This window comes from Pseudenhygromyxa sp. WMMC2535, assembly GCF_011083025.2.
The window spans coordinates 1,229,251-1,243,624 of sequence record NZ_JABJWV010000001.1; the positions used below are offsets into that span (position 1 = coordinate 1,229,251).

Genomic DNA, 14,374 nt, shown 5'->3' on the forward strand with positions numbered 1-14,374 from the left:
GCAGTAGATGTCCGAGCGGCTGTCGGTCTTGTGCCCGCGGACCTTCTCTGGCGCCGAGAAGCCCGGCGTGCCCAGGACCGTCTCTTCTTCCTCTTCGTCCTCGGCCCCCGGCTCGCCGCCTCGCAGCATCCGCGCCAGGCCAAAGTCGATCAGCTTGGCCTCGGCCTGGCCGTCGTTCGAGGTGCTGACCAGCACGTTCGTCGGCTTGATGTCCTCGTGGACCAGGCCGAGGGCGTGGATGTAGTCGAGCGCCCGGGCGAGCTGCACGAACACGTCGACGACGACCTCGCGCGGCTTGCCCTCGAGGAAGTCCGTGAGATAGACGCCCTCGACCAGCTCCTGGGTGAAGAACACCCCCTCGAACTCGTCGCAGCGCCCGAACTCGTAGACCGAGGCCAAGTTCGGGTGGTGCAGCTGCGTGAGCAGCCGAAACTCTTCTTTGAAGGCTTCGGTGACGTCGTCGGATTGGGTGGAGGAGCCGGTCCCAAAGTTGCGGCTCATCCGGCTGGTTCGCCGGCTCCGACCAAAGCGCGAGCGCGAGGACGAGGACGCGCTGTCGAGCCCTTTCGCGCGGGTCCCACGCGGGTCCATGCTCGCATCCGAGCGGATGACCTTGAGCGCCACCTCGCGATCCTCGAGCTCGTCCTCGGCGCGATAGACGGCGCCGAAGCCTCCCTTCCCGAGGAGCTCCTTAACGAGGTAGCGCCCCGCGATCTTTTTCGGGATCTCGCTCATCAACGCGTAGCTGCGCTCGCCGCGGCCGGACTGTAGCCACGCCGCATCGCCGGCACAACACTGGCGCTTCGAGGTGGCCTTTGAAAGGGGTCATTGGTGTTGGCTCGGATCACCCTTATTACACCAATCAAATTACTGCGCCAGTAGATCACGCGTACAGTAAAAGTGGGTTGAAATGGGCTGATCCAAAGGACGATATCCTGTTCAAAAGACAACTCGAAATGGGAGGAAAAACCCAATCATGCGGGGCAAGTCTCACCAGTCACGCGGTGAAGTGTTAGGCCAACTACAGGGATTGCATGGCACTGTGAGTCGCTCACTATCGCTCGATGGCGGAGCCGACGCGAGGCGCAAAAGCGTGCTCCGGGTGCGCAGCGCCCGAACTGGAGCCTCAGCCACGGTGCCGACCCCAAGCTGGGGTCTTGCCCTCGCGGATCTCGGCGAAGCTGGCCCGGCCGATGGCCGCCTCTCCGCTATCCACGCAGCGCTCGTAGGCGGCGGCCTCGAGCGCGAGTCGCTCGGCCTCGGCGCGACCCAGGCCCTCGAGCAGCGCGTGCTTGAAGGCCGCGATGGCCAGGGGTGAGCGCCGGCGCAGCTGCTCGGCCATGGCCTCGACCCGCGCGAGGCCAGCGTCGACATCGGCCACGCGCTCCTGGACCAGGCCGATGCGCAGCGCCTCGTCGGCGTCGATCTGCTCGCCCACGCAGCCGAGGCGCAGCGCCTGAGCCGGGCCGACCAAGCTGGCGAGCTCGGCCGTCCCGCGTGCGCCGGGGATGATCCCCAGCCCGGTCTCGGGCAGGGCGAAGCGAGCCTCGTCGGCGGCCAGCGAGTAGTCGGTGGTCAGCATGTACTCGGCGCCCCACCCCAAGGTGACGCCCGCGCTCACGGCCACGTTGAAGATCGGCAGCCGGCGCAGGCGCTGCATCAGCTGCCGCTGGCGGATCACGTGCGCCTTGACCCGAGTGTCATCCCAGCCCACGCGCTCGGTGACGTTGGCCCCAGCGATGAACAGCGCCTTGCCGCGGGCGCTGCGACGCCGGCTCGTGGTGCACAAGCAGGTGATCGCCTGCTCGCGGGCCGGGTCCTCGATATATGCGCACAGCCGCTCGAAGGCGGCGAGCTGCTCCGAGCCCATCTCGTTGGCCTTGCCGTGGTCGAGCTCCAGGACCAGGAGCTGGCGCTCGGCGTCGAGCCGGGGATGCAGGGGGGCGAGATCGTCGAGGGTCATCCGCGGGTTTATAGCCCCTGGGCGCGGATCACTTCGAGCAGACCTTCACCAAAACGCTCGGCCTTGCTCGGGCCGATGCCGTGGGCTTGCTGGAGCTGGTCGAGGCTGCGCGGGCGCAGCAGCGCGATCTCTCGCAGCGTGCGATCGCTGGCCACCACGTAGGGCGGGACCTCTTCTTCGCGCGAGACCTCGAGGCGGTGGGCACGGAGCGCTTCGAAGAGGCGCTGCGCGTCGGCGTCGAGCTCGAGCTCGACGCGCTCGCTGGTGCCCCGCGAGCCCGAAGCGCTCCCGCTGCGCCGCGGTCGCTGGAGCTGCGTCGACGGCAGGACCAGACGCACCGGTCGCTGGGCCTTCATCACGGCCACGCCGTTGTCGCTGAGCAGCGCCAGCGGTCGGTCGCCCGGGCTGTACTCGACCCAGCCCGCGGCCACGCAGCGCTGGAGCAGCTTCTTGACCCACTGCGCGTCGTGCTCGGCGAGGATCCCAAAGGTCTTGACGCTGTCGAGGCCCGAGCGCTGGAGGCGAGGATCAGCGACCCCCGCGAGCAGGTTGACCGCGGCCGAGAGCCCGTAGCGCCCGTGGATCCGTGCGACCCCCGAGAGCGCCTTGCGGACGATCAGCGTGGTCTGCTCCTCGTCGAACTCCGGCTCCGCGCCCTCGGGGTCGCCCTCGAGGGCCTCGCAGATATCGCAGTGACCGCAGCCCTGGAGCAGCTCGTCCTCGTCGCCGAAGTAGCGCAGGATCGCGTCGTGGCGGCAGCTCCCGCCCTCGGCCCAGCGGATCAGCTCGAGGAACATCTGCCACTTGTGCTCGACAACCTCCGGGTCCGGGCGGCGGCCGTCGATGTCGAGCTCGAGCAGGCGCCGGCGCAGCGGCAGGTCCTGGGCCGAGAACATCATCAGGCCCCAAGCCGGCTCGCCGTCCCGCCCGGCGCGGCCGACCTCCTGATAGTAGGCCTCCACGGAGCCCGGCGGCGCCCAGTGGATCACCACCCGCACGTCGCCGCGATCGATGCCCATGCCAAAGGCGTTGGTCGCGACCACCACCTGCACGGCCCCGCCCGAGAAGGCCTCGAGCACCGCGGCCCGCGTGCTGGGGTCGAGGCCCGCGTGGTAGGGCTGGCAGGCCCAGCCGAGCCGCTGGAGCCGCTCGGCCTCCTGCTCGGTGATCTTGCGCGTGGGCGCGTAGATGATCGCCGCGCCGCTGCCGAGCTCGGGCCGACCGGGGCGGCCCAGGGCCTGGGCGAGCAGGCCGTCGATCTCGGCCTGGCGGTCCCGCGTCCGCCCGGCCTCGACCGCGCGCAGGCGCAGGTTGGGGCGGGCGAAGCCGCGGACGATCTGCCGGGTCTGCGGACCGAGGCCGAGCTTGGCCATGATCTCGTCGCGGACCACCGGCGTGGCCGTGGCCGTGCACGCCAGCACCCGCGTCTCGCCCGGCAGGCCGCGGATGAACTCGCCGATCTGCATGTACTCCGGGCGAAAGTCGTGGCCCCACTCGGAGATGCAGTGGGCCTCGTCGACGGCGACCAGGGGGACGGCCACGCGACCGAGCAGCGCGCGAAAGCCCGCGAAGCTCAGGCGCTCCGGGGACACGTAGATCAGCTTGTAGGACCCCGCCGCGATGTCCCGCATGCGCCGGCGCATCTCGTCGCTGTCGAGGGTCGAGGCCAGGAAGGTGGCCGGGATGCCCAGGGCCTGGAGGCTCTGGACCTGGTCGTGCATCAGGGCGATCAGCGGCGAGATCACCAGCGTGGTCCCGGGCAGCAAGGTGGCCGGGAGCTGGTAGGTGAGGCTCTTGCCGCCGCCCGTGGGCGCGACCAGGAGCAGGCGGCCGGCGTCCAGCAGGGTCTCCACGGCCTCGCGCTGGCCGGGCCGGAACTGCTCGTGGCCAAACAAGGCCAGGGCCGCGTCGAGGTCGAAGCCGCCCGCGTCCAGGGGCGCGACCAGGGCATCGGCCACGCGCGGACGCGCGGGGCGAGCCGACTGCGGGCCACCTGAAGCCAGCTCGTCGAGGTCCTCCGGCGGAGGCTCGTCGAGCCAGGCGTCCTCGGGGAGGTCGAGCCAGGGCGGGGGCTCGAGCGCCGGGGGCTTGGCTTGGGGATCGGACATGATGCTTGGGTATCGGCCGCGGGCGCCGGCGCGTGCAGACATATTACCGACCGGGAGGTCGGGGCCTCGCCGCGGTCGCGCTGCGCGTCAGCCAGGCGTAGGCTTGCCGCCATGCGCATCCGCGCCCCGGAGATCATGCTGTTCTTGCTCGCGGCTTGCCAGCCCGCGGGTTCGGCCCAAACCGACGCCAGCGCCGCATCCGAGCCCGCACCGGGAGATCTCGCCGCTGCGCCCGCAGAGCCCGACTCGGCCGCGGATTCGGCCGCGGACCCGGCCGCCCGGGCCAAGGATCCCGCGGCCGCGGATCCAGGCGCGCCCGCAGAGCCCGCGGCCAAAAATCCGGCCCCCCGCCCCAGCGAGCCGGCCAAGCCCAGCCCCGAGCAGGCCCGGACCCTGCGCAAGACCCTCCTCAGCAAGCTCGACGAGGGCCGCCAGCTGACCCGCGCCGGCGACTACGCCGCGGCCATCGCCCGCTACCGCGAGGCCCTGGCCGTCGACGCCTCCGACGTCTCCGTGCTCGCCGAGCTCGGCTGGGCCGCCTACAAGGCCCGCGACCTTGAGCTCGCCCACCGCAGCACCATCGCCGCCCTGCGCTTCGCCCGAGAAGACCGCCAGCTGGGCATGCTGCTCTACAACCTCGGGCGCATCGACGAGGACCGCGGCCAGCTCGACGCCGCCGCCGAGCGCTACCGCCAGTCCCTCGCCCGCCGCGACAACAAAAGCGTCCGCGAGCGCCTCGCCGCCGTCGAGCAAAGCCGCGCCCGGGTCGAGATCGCCGCCACGCGGCGCGCCGAATTCGAGGCCGCCGTGACCACCGGCCTGCCCGCCTACGCCCGCGACCTCCCCGACCTCGCGGCCGCCTGCGCCCGGGTCGAGGCCGAGGCCTGCGAGGACTACAGCATGAACCCCGAGGAGCCCTGCCGCTGCGCCCCCGAGCTGCTCGCCGCCCCCGAGGCGGACCCGAGCTGGGGCCTGATCCGCCTCGAGACCGAGGGCGTCCCGCTGCAGGAGGCCTACTTCCCCGTCGTGCACACCGACGCCGGCTGGACCGTGTTCACCTCGGTCCTCGACCTCTACAACCCCGGTGCCTTTGGGATCTACGAGGAGGCCGAGCTCCAGCCCGGGACGCTCGAGGCCCTGCTCGGCGAGGCCGCCGGCGCCCAGCTGGTCTTGCGCCTGAGCAAGGCCCGGACCGACAGCGACATGGGCCTCAACGAGGTCGAGGACGAGCGGACCGAGAGCCTGTTGATCTGCGGGCGCTTCCCCGAAGGGGCCGCGTGCACGCGGCCGGTGATCCATCGCTTTCGCTACGCGCGGACGATCTTGTTCGAGGACATGGAGGACGAGGCGGAGTTCAACCACGAGGGCTCGCTGGGCGAGGCCCACTACGAGGCGACGATCGAGCTGGGCGCGGGGGCGCTGAAGGTGCGGGCGATCGACGTGGACGCGGTGACCGTGCCGATGGTCGACTGGATGGGGGCGCTGATCTTGCCGGCGAAGCGCTATGGGGTGGAGGCGCTGATGGGGCGGGCGAAGGCGAGCGCGCCCAGCCCCGCTCAGCCTTGAGCGATCCTGGCGGCGAGATTTCCGATCCCCTCGGCGCGCATGCGCAGGAGCATCCGCCCCTCGCGTTGGAGCGCGTCGAAGAGTGGCTCGCCCGCGGCCAGTGGGCCCTCGGGGGTCGCTGCTGTCGGCTCGCCGAGGGCCGCCCGGGTGAGCCGGTGAAAGTCCTCGAAGGCTCGCCGTGCGTCCTCGTTTTCGACGGGAGAGCGAGCCACCATGTCGAGGGCCTGCTCGAAGCTGCCGCGCATCGCGACGACCACCGAGCACTCGAGGTCCGCGCCGCGAAGTAGCGGATAGTCTTCCCGCAGCGCGACCTCGGCGACATCGAGGAGCACGGCGTATGCCCAGTCCAGCTCGCCGAAGGCTCCGGCGACGAGGCCGAGGATCCGGCCGATGAACAGGTAGTGGGGGTCGGCCTCGCCGAGCTGAGCGCGGGCTGAATCGAGCACCTCGACGGCGAAGGGCAAGAGCTGCTCTGGCGCGTTGACTCCCACTCCTAGGGCATGAATCAGCGCGAGTCGCCACGAACGAGACATCTCCCAACCAACGACCTCACCTGTCACCATGATGGAGCGCTCGCTCGATTCGATGCCCGCCCCGTCAACGCGCCCGCTGATTGTGACGGGCATTTCCTTGTCGATCTCGGAGATGTCTTTGACGGGGTGGGGGATCGCCATCGGCCGCTCGCCCCCCCGCGTCTCACACCAGCGCGCGGCAACATCTCGCAGTCCAAGACCCTCTGCGATGGACACCATATCGTCGATGTCGAGGTTTCCCTCGCCGCGCCTCAGCAAATACTCGCAGTCGAACAACGCCCACGAAGATCCCCAAAGCCTTGGCCACTGGGCACGATCACGCTCGAGAGAAGCGAAGAGCGCCTGCTCATCGCGGGACCGGCTGCCCGCGCGCTCACGGATCTCGGCGATCCGCTTCCTCCGCCAGCGCGCCACCTCTTCCGAGTCATGCAGCCCTCGCATCACCGGCCCGACCGCGCGCAGCAGCCCGACCTCCTCGATGCGCGCGTCCTCCTCGACCTCGCCATCCCCCTCCGCCAACACCCCAGGCTCGAGCTCCACGGCCACCGCCGCGCGCAGGTCCACCCCCGGCAGCGCCAGCACCTCGTCGATGCTCAGCTGCCCCGCGTCGACCCGATACCAGCCGGGCGCGCGGATCTCCGGGTTGTCGAGGACGTGCGGACCACGGTGGCGGGCCTCGGCGATCGCCCAGCGAAGCCGCCACAGCGCCGTCATCGTGTCGACCGAACGCCACACGACGCCTCGCTCGCCCGCGCCCGTCAGCACCTCGACGAGGCGCGCGTAGTCCTCGCTCGGCGAGAGCGGGCCCACCCACTCGCGCTCCGCCTCCAAGCGCCCGAGCGCCAGCTCGAGCCCCTCCCCGGTCCACGCGACCCCAGGCCACCAGCCCAGGCCTTGCGCGAGACCCTCCACGGCGAAGTCCGGCACCCCCGGCGGACAGGTGACGAAGTGCGAGACCCAGTCGTGGAGATCCGGCGCGAGGAATTTGAGCTCGGTCCCGAGCTCCCCCTCGGCCCAGAGCACAACCCGCAGCGAGCGCGCGGCGAAGAGCGGCCGGTTGAGGTTGAGCCAGTCGAGGGTCGCGCGACGAAGCACGAGCAGCACCAGGGCGCCGGGCTCGAGCTCGGTCAGCACCCCTGGATCCGTGACCAGCTCGAGGCTCGGGTCGACGGCCTCGAGCGTCTCGACCAACGCCCGAAGCCGCGCCCGCCGGGCGTCGCGGACCAAAATGATCACCCCTCGGCGCCCGAGGTGAAGCCAGCGCCGCAGCTCGCTCAGCCACCGATCTTCGGCAGCTTGACCTTCAGCAGCAGGGGGTGCGGCAGGTACCATTCACTCTCGTTGGGGTAAGGGAGGATCATGCACAGATCCAGCATCTCCGCGACCAGCTCGTCGTTGGGGAGCTGGCTGGGATCGTCGAGCAACTGGCGCAGGATCTTCAGGTGTCCAGAGGTCAGCCCGCCCTCGCTGACCTCGCGCATGGTCTCGATCGCGTGCTCGACGACGGCCTCGTCGGCCTGCTCCAAGCTCCGATCCCAGGCCGGCCCGGTGAGCTCGCGGATCAGCTTGACGAACTCGCGCATGCGTCCGCCCGAGTAGTAGGCGAGCTTGCGCAGCAGCGCCTCGGGGATCAGCGTCGGCGAGAGATCCTCGCTGCGCCTGCGATAGACCTCCACACAAATATCGATGCCGCGCCCCCCGGGCTCCCAGCGCCATGGATCCTCGCGGTCCACGACCGGCGCGTTCGTCAGCATCTTGGTCGTGAACTTGCGGACGTGCTTGCGCAGCGAGCCCCAGTGCAGCGCGATCGGACCGGTCAGCACCACGTCGCAGCTCAGCCCGCCCAGCAGCGCCGACTCGACGAAGAGCGCCCGGATGCGCTCGCGGTCGTCGATGCGATCGAGGCCGTCCACGAAGAGGGTGAGCTTGCAGCCGTAGGCCTGCAGCTCGCCGATCAGGCTGTTGACGACACCGAGCAGGCTCTGGACGTCGCGGTCCTGGTCGCTGCGCTTCGCCCTGCCCGGCGTCGCCAGCTTGAAGCGCCACTGGACCGCGCCCCCAGCCTGGCCCATGGCGACGAGCCCGGCACCGACGCCGATCCCCACGGGACCACCGGCTGCCGCCAGGGCTCCGCCAGCGAGCACCGCGACCGCCGCGGCCAGCTTGGCCGCGTCGAAGCTCGGGCCGTCGTCGTCTGCGCCCTCGAACTGGCGACCGATGGCGTCGAAGCGCTGGATCAAGGCCCTGGACCACTCGTGCCCAAAGCACGTGCGGCCAGCCTCGAGCACGGCCAGCCCGATGACCAAGAGCACCTCCCAGGGCTGCACGCGCTGGAGCGCGGCGGGGTCGTTGACCCGCTCTTCGAAGTGATGGACGAGATCGACGAAGACGACAGGGCCCGCGGCGCTTCGCTCCTCGGCGATCCCAAACAGCTCCGTCGACTTGCCGCTGCCCAAGCCGCCGAGGAGCATGAAGCGCTTGTGTCCGCCCATGGGCCGCGCGAGCTCCCGGGAGATCTCGCGCGCGGGGCTATAGTCCCGCGCGACCCGCCAGTCCTTCTCACGAGCAGGGCGCTCGGGGTCGAAGCGCTCGTAGAGCTCCGCCCAGACCTGCTGCTGTGGCGTCTGCGTGGTGCTCACTGGACGAGTCTACGGGTCGCCCAGATCCCCAGCAAGCCCGAGCCAGCTCCGTCCAGACCAGCTCCGTCCAGACCAGCTGGCTCGACTCTCCTGCGCTCAAGGCAGCGGCCGGCGCAGCTCGCCGCCCGCCGCGAGCATCAGCTGGGCAAAGGCCGCGACCACCAGCGCGTGGCGAATCTCCCCCGCCCGCAGCAGCGCCGCGACCTCGGCCAGCGGCCGCAGCGTCACCGCGAGGCGCTCGTGCTCGTCCGGCGCGGGCGCCTGCTCGCAGACACAATCGAGGGCGAGCAGCGTGGCGCAGCGGTTGGTCTGCAGCGCCGGGTTGGCCTCGACCACCCCGAGCAGGCGCAGCTGCTTTGCGACGAAGCCGGTCTCCTCGGCGAGCTCGCGGGCGCCGGCGGCCACGAAGTCCTCGCCCGGATCCACCACGCCGCCGGGGATCTCCAAGCTCGTGGTCTGAACCCCGTGGCGGAACTGTCGCACGAGCACGAGCTCGTCGGCGGGCGTGAGCGCGAGGACGTTGACCCAGTCGGGGGCCTCGATGATCGAGAACTCGCCCTCGGCCCCGCTGGACGCGTGGCGAGCACGGTGGGTGCGGGCGCGGAAGACCCGGAAGTCCTGGACCTCGCCGCGGGCGACGATGGTCCAGGCGAGCTCGGGGTCCTCGCTCGCGTCCACGTCGACCCGTCAGCCTCCGCTGACCTCGAGGGCCGCCGTATCGATGTTCCCGCGCGCGTCCCGGGCCCGGATCACCACCCGGTGCGCCCCGGCGTCGAGCGTGGGCAAGACGACCTCGAAGCCCTCGCGGCCGCCGTCGAAGAGGCCGTCGCTGGCCGAGGCCGGGCGGAAGTCCTTGCCGTCGACGGCGTAGGCGACGTCGTGGATGTAGCTGCCCACGTCGCTGGCCACGCCGGTGATCCGCCCGCCGACGACCTCGATGTCGACGAGGCTCGGCCGGGTGCGATCGATGACGAAGGGATCCGAGACGAGCTCGTCGAAGGTCGCGGCCGCGGAGCCGTTGGCGGGCTCGTCGCTGACGCGGACCTTGGCCTCGTAGAGGCCGTCGGCGAGGGTGTCGAGGTCGAGCTCGAGCTCGGTCTTGGAGATCGGGCCGTCGGGGGTCAAGGAGATCCACGCGCCCTCCTTGCCGCCGCTCTTGCCCTTCCCCGTCCCGGCACCGGTCGAGCGGATCCAGACCTCGTAGCTGAGGTCGTCGCCGTCGCGGGCGTCGCTGTCCCACTCCAAGGTGAGCTCGGCCTTGGACTCGGTGTCGCTGCTGGCGGAGACCTTGGGGGCCTTGACGCCGACCTCCTCGAGCATCGGCGCGAGGTTCTCGGGGCCGTAGAAGGCGGTCAGCTCGCGCAGCTCGGCGTCGGCGGAGGCGAGCCCGACCTCGACTTGCATGTAGCGGCGGCGCGGGAGGTCGGCGCTCCCGCGCAGCTCGTCGTTCTCGCGGCCGAGCTCGACCTTGCGCCAGTCGCTCCAGCGCTCGTCGACCTCGTCGCCGGGGCCGGTGCGCACGCGCAGCTGGAGCGTGCCCTTGCCGCGCAGGGCGAAGGTCCCGTAGCGCGCGGGCTGCTTGGCGTCGAGGACGTCGCTGACCCAGCGCGCGGACTTGGCCGGGGCCTGGCCGAGGGTGTAGACGGCCGAGCCGTCGCCGGCGGTGGCGAGCACCTCGCCCTCCTTCAGGGCGCACAAGCTGGTCGCCTGGCGCTCTTCGAAGTCGGCGATCACGGCGACGTCGCGGCGGCCGCGGGCGCGGTAGATCTTGCCGCCCTCGGAGCTGGCCGCGAGCACCGTGCCGCGATCGTCGAGCGCGACGAGGTCGATGAAGTACTGGCCCTTCTTGGTCAGCCAGCGATCCCAGGCGGCGTCCTGGGCCCGCTGGAGGTCGCGGCGCTCGCCGAGATCCACGGCCCACAGCGCAGTGTCGGCGTCGGCCCGAGCGCGCGAGGTGTTGTTGTCGACGGGCTTGTCGCCGGTCAGGCTGGCGCGGTTGAGCTGCTTGGTCAGGGCCACCCGGCTCGACACGCTGCGGTCTTCGAACTCGTTGACCGCGGCGACCAAGCTCGCGCCCGAGAGCGCCATGGCGCGCAGCTCGTCGCCCTCGAAGTCGTGGATCAGCACGCCCTCGGGATTCCCCTCGACGAGCTGGTAGAGCCGCGCCTTGGGCGAGGTCCCGACCAACACCTCGTCGCCGACGGCGAGCACCGAGAGCAGGTTCTTCTCGGGCACGTCGAGGACGACCTTGGGATCCTTACCGTCGAGGCCCACGGCCCACAGCTCGCCACGCGGGCCGGTCGCCACGAGCAGCCGGCCCTCGTGGGGGACCAGCGCCCAGATCTGCTCGACGTCCTTGAGCTCGGCGAAGTCGCTGACCTCGCCCTTCTTGTCGACGCGCACGAGCTTGCCGCCGGGCAAGGTCGCCGCCACCAGGTCGCCGCCGGGCAGCCGCGCCATGGCGCTGACGACCACGCCCTCGAGGGCCGCGAGCTCCTCGACTACCGGCGTGTCCCCGCGCAGGTCGACGCGTTGGATGGTGGCTTTGTCGGCGGTCCCGACCCAGGCCTGCTTGCCGTCGACGAGGCAGCTGAAGGTGGTGCTGTGGCTGATCTCGGCCTTGGCGCTGGCGTAGCCCAAGGTCAGCTTGCCGCTGGCCTCGATGGCCGCGCCCTCGACCTCGCCGGCGTCGAAGTCGGAGAAGCTGGACACGTCGTGGACCTCGGTCCCGCCGGCGCGGGCAGACGACGCCGGGCCGAGGGCCGCGGCGGCGATCAGGGCGAGGGGGGCGACGAGGGGGAGGAGCGAGGAGCGCGTGGGGTTCATAGGCTCTTCTTGGGCAGCACGTCGATCTCCAGGCTGGCCTCGCCCTGGATGATGCCCTCGGTGCGGATCACCCGGCGGGCGACCTGCTTGAAGTGGACGGCCTTGCGGTTGCTGCCTCCGGGGCTGAGGGTCTGGAGCACGCTCTCGGGCAGCTCGTCGAGCATGCCTTGCTCCGTGGCCAGGCCCTCGCCCGGGCGGTAGATCGTCCCGACGATGCTGCGCGCCGGGTAGCTGAGCGTGAGGTTGTCGAGCAGCTCGTCGACCGAGTTGGGCAGCGGCGCGTAGGGCATGACCCACTCGCCGCCCATGAGCTCGATGACGACCCGCTCGCCGCCGGCGTCCTCGGGGATGCGCAGGCTGATGGTCTCGGTGCGCGCGGGGCCCCGGGGCGGGCGGAAGTCGACCTGGAGCTCGACGAGCTCGCCGGCCCGGACCTCGTCGTCGGCGAGGCGGATGCGATCGATGGTCTCGAGCGGGGCGCCGTAGTGCATCCGCGCGGTCTGCTCGACCGAGATGATCCGCGCGATCTCGAACTGGTTGTCGAGCGCCGCCATGAGCACCATCAGCGCGCGGCTGCGGGCCATGAGCCCGCGGATCACCCCGCCCGGGTAGTAGGTCTCTTCTTGGATCTCGAGGGTCCGCGGCCCCTCGCTGGTCTTGAGCTCGATGCGGTGCTCGGTCTCGAGCACGACCTCGACCGCGTCGTTGCCCGCCTCCTCGACCGCGTCGAGCAGCAAAGTCGCGACCAGGGGCGGCGTGAGCGTCTGGTTGGTGGCCACGCTGCTGTGATAGCGGCGCGGCGCGAGCGCATCGTCGGGCCCGACCACCGAGGTGATCACGGGGATCATCGGGACCTGCACGTCGGTGCGCAGGTAGATCGCCGGCTGGCGATCCTGGACCATGGTCCCCTGGACATCGAGGGCGCTCGACAGCTTGACCGAGCGCTCGACGCTGTTGAGGATCGTGTGCACGTGGGCGTTGGCGATCGGCATCGCCGTGGGCCCCTCGCCGTACATTGGGTGGCCAAAGGCGAGCAGCTGCTGGCTCTGCTTGCCGCCCACCCAGGTCACCGTGCCGTTGGGCGCGGCCCCGTTGTCCCCGGCGATGAACACCACGGAGACCGAGTCGCCGCCCTTGAACTGGTGCTTCTTGCCGCCCTCGGCCGCCTGGCCCGAGGACGCCTTGGCCTGGTGCGAGCCCCCGCCGTGCACGGGGATCAGCCCGGTCGCGTCGGCCAAAAACTGCGCCGCCCGCGGGCCGAGCCCGGCCACGGACATCGGCGCGCCGATGGCCTCGAGCCCGCCCGAGGGCGCCCCGCTCGGCCCCGGGATGTCGTCGACGCGCTGGCGCGGCGGCAGCGGCTCCGTGTCCAGGGCCAGCATCTGATCCGCCCACGCCGCCGTGCCCTGGCGACCCCGCGCCCCCGTCGAGCTGGGCGCGTGCGGCTGGACCTCCGGGCGGTAGGGCAGGTCGGCGATCTCGAGCATGTTCTCGATCGGCGTCATGCCCCCGAGGGGGTCCTTGTTGAAGCGGTAGCCATAGGCCAGCGCCCCCGCGAGCTTGCCCTCGATGTAGATCGGGCTGCCCGACATGCCGCCGACGATCCCCGAGTGCTGCATGCGCGGATCCGGCGAGGTGAAGAGCACCGCGTCCTGACCGGTGACGTAGTCGTGGACCACGTCGACGACCTCGATCTCGAACTTGTCCGGCGTCTCCCCCGAGAAGACCGTGAGCGCGTAGCCCTTCATGCCCGGCTTGATGTCCGCGACCGGGATGATCTCGGGATCCCCGGTGCGCTTGCCCGGCCGGCGGCGAAGCTCGGGGTCGCGCGCGGTCTTCTTCTTCCTGTCCTGGGCCTCGGTCTTGGTCTCACCCGCGATCGCGTCGCCCATGGCCCAAAACCCGGCGTAGAGCCCGGCGAGGGCGCCCGCGACGGTCAGCGCCGTGAACGACCGGCTGATGAACCGGCTAGCTTTTGTTCCCATGTCGGTCGAGAGCCTCGCGCATCGTGCCCACGAGGTCTTCTTGCGGGGTGTAGAAGTAGCGATAGCGGGTGATCCGGTTGGGGTTGGCGAGCTCTCGGTCGAGCTTGCCCTGCGCATCCAGGAACATCACCCGCGGGATGTAGGTGCCATCGGGGGCATAGAGCGCCATCTCGGGCACCTCGTCTTGATCCGCGTGGACCATGACGAACTCCCGCGAGAGCTCCTCGATCGACGCGTTTCCGTTGAACTCGCCCTTGAGCGCCCGGCACTTGCTGCACCACGACGTGTGCACCACCAGCATGACCGGCCGCCCCGTCCGCTCGGCCTCGGCCAGCCCCTCGTCGAGCCCCCGCCAGGCGATCTCGTCGTTCCACCCCTGCGCGGGGATCGTGGCCGTCCGCGCAGGCGCCTCGGCCTCGGCCTCGGCTTCGACTTCGACTTCGGCCCCCGCAACCTCCTGAGACGGCGAGGCACCAGCGCGCTCCCCCTCACCCGCCCGCTGAGGCGACTGCGTGCATGCGCTCGTGACTGCGCCCAGCGCAGCAAAGACCAAGACGGCGGGCAGGGCTCGCAAGGTACGGGAAGATAACACGATCACCGCTACGTGCCCCCTCCCCAAAGAACCCCCGCAGACACCGCAGCCCCCAGCCCAGCCCTCCCCAGCGGACTTCGCGCCCTCCCCGAGTCCCAAAACCGCCCCCAACCACTCCCCCTCGAGGACTCACCCCCGAGGACTCACCCCCACGCCCAACAC

At 70.9% G+C, this 14,374-nt stretch carries 11 protein-coding genes; 3 read left to right on the plus strand and 8 right to left on the minus strand.

What is annotated here, in order from left to right; translation table 11 throughout:
- Positions 1-7 precede the first annotated feature (7 nt).
- Together G6O69_RS39750 and G6O69_RS39755 are read left to right on the plus strand one after the other, a co-directional pair.
- Positions 8-244, plus strand: coding sequence for a hypothetical protein (locus G6O69_RS39750; RefSeq protein ID WP_255215691.1), 237 nt, complete (start codon positions 8-10; stop codon positions 242-244).
- Positions 217-771: a hypothetical protein gene (locus tag G6O69_RS39755; protein WP_255215692.1), complete on the plus strand. Its 555-nt coding sequence runs from the start codon at positions 217-219 to the stop codon at positions 769-771. Before G6O69_RS39750 ends, G6O69_RS39755 begins: the two co-directional genes overlap by 28 nt.
- Before the next feature lie 355 nt (positions 772-1,126).
- Here the strand turns inward: G6O69_RS39755 and G6O69_RS04495 are convergent, their stop codons facing one another.
- The gene (locus tag G6O69_RS04495; RefSeq protein ID WP_172302298.1) at positions 1,127-1,963 is read right to left on the minus strand and encodes an enoyl-CoA hydratase/isomerase family protein; all 837 of its coding nucleotides are present in this window, start codon (positions 1,961-1,963) and stop codon (positions 1,127-1,129) included.
- Between the two features lie 8 nt (positions 1,964-1,971).
- Positions 1,972-4,071 carry a RecQ family ATP-dependent DNA helicase gene (locus tag G6O69_RS04500; RefSeq protein ID WP_172302299.1) on the minus strand — a complete coding sequence of 700 codons (2,100 nt, stop codon included), beginning with the start codon at positions 4,069-4,071 and terminating at the stop codon, positions 1,972-1,974.
- A gap of 111 nt (positions 4,072-4,182) precedes the next feature.
- Here G6O69_RS04500 and G6O69_RS04505 point away from each other — a divergent pair, with 111 nt between their 5' ends.
- Complete coding sequence (locus G6O69_RS04505; RefSeq protein ID WP_172302300.1) at positions 4,183-5,637, plus strand: hypothetical protein; 1,455 nt, start codon at positions 4,183-4,185, stop codon at positions 5,635-5,637.
- On the opposite strand, the gene G6O69_RS04510 is transcribed toward G6O69_RS04505, so the two are convergent.
- The 6 genes from G6O69_RS04510 to G6O69_RS04535 all read right to left on the minus strand — a co-directional run bounded on the left by G6O69_RS04510 (position 5,628) and on the right by G6O69_RS04535 (position 14,212).
- A complete protein-coding gene (locus G6O69_RS04510; protein WP_176396622.1) occupies positions 5,628-7,502 on the minus strand; it encodes a hypothetical protein in 1,875 nt (624 codons plus the stop codon). The two genes, G6O69_RS04505 and G6O69_RS04510, sit on opposite strands and share 10 nt — an antisense overlap.
- Positions 7,445-8,809: a hypothetical protein gene (locus G6O69_RS04515; protein WP_172302302.1), complete on the minus strand. Its 1,365-nt coding sequence runs from the start codon at positions 8,807-8,809 to the stop codon at positions 7,445-7,447. Before G6O69_RS04515 ends, G6O69_RS04510 begins: the two co-directional genes overlap by 58 nt.
- A 96-nt stretch (positions 8,810-8,905) precedes the next feature.
- Entirely contained in the window at positions 8,906-9,487 is a 582-nt protein-coding gene (locus G6O69_RS04520) for an NUDIX hydrolase (RefSeq protein ID WP_217909767.1), read from the minus strand.
- Positions 9,488-9,496: 9 nt separating this feature from the next.
- Positions 9,497-11,635 carry a hypothetical protein gene (locus G6O69_RS04525; protein ID WP_172302303.1) on the minus strand — a complete coding sequence of 713 codons (2,139 nt, stop codon included), beginning with the start codon at positions 11,633-11,635 and terminating at the stop codon, positions 9,497-9,499.
- Positions 11,632-13,620 (minus strand): SpoIVB peptidase S55 domain-containing protein, encoded by a 1,989-nt coding sequence (locus G6O69_RS04530; protein WP_172302304.1) that lies wholly within the window; start codon positions 13,618-13,620, stop codon positions 11,632-11,634. Before G6O69_RS04530 ends, G6O69_RS04525 begins: the two co-directional genes overlap by 4 nt.
- Positions 13,604-14,212, minus strand: coding sequence for a thioredoxin family protein (locus G6O69_RS04535; protein WP_172302305.1), 609 nt, complete (start codon positions 14,210-14,212; stop codon positions 13,604-13,606). Before G6O69_RS04535 ends, G6O69_RS04530 begins: the two co-directional genes overlap by 17 nt.
- Positions 14,213-14,374 lie beyond the last annotated feature (162 nt).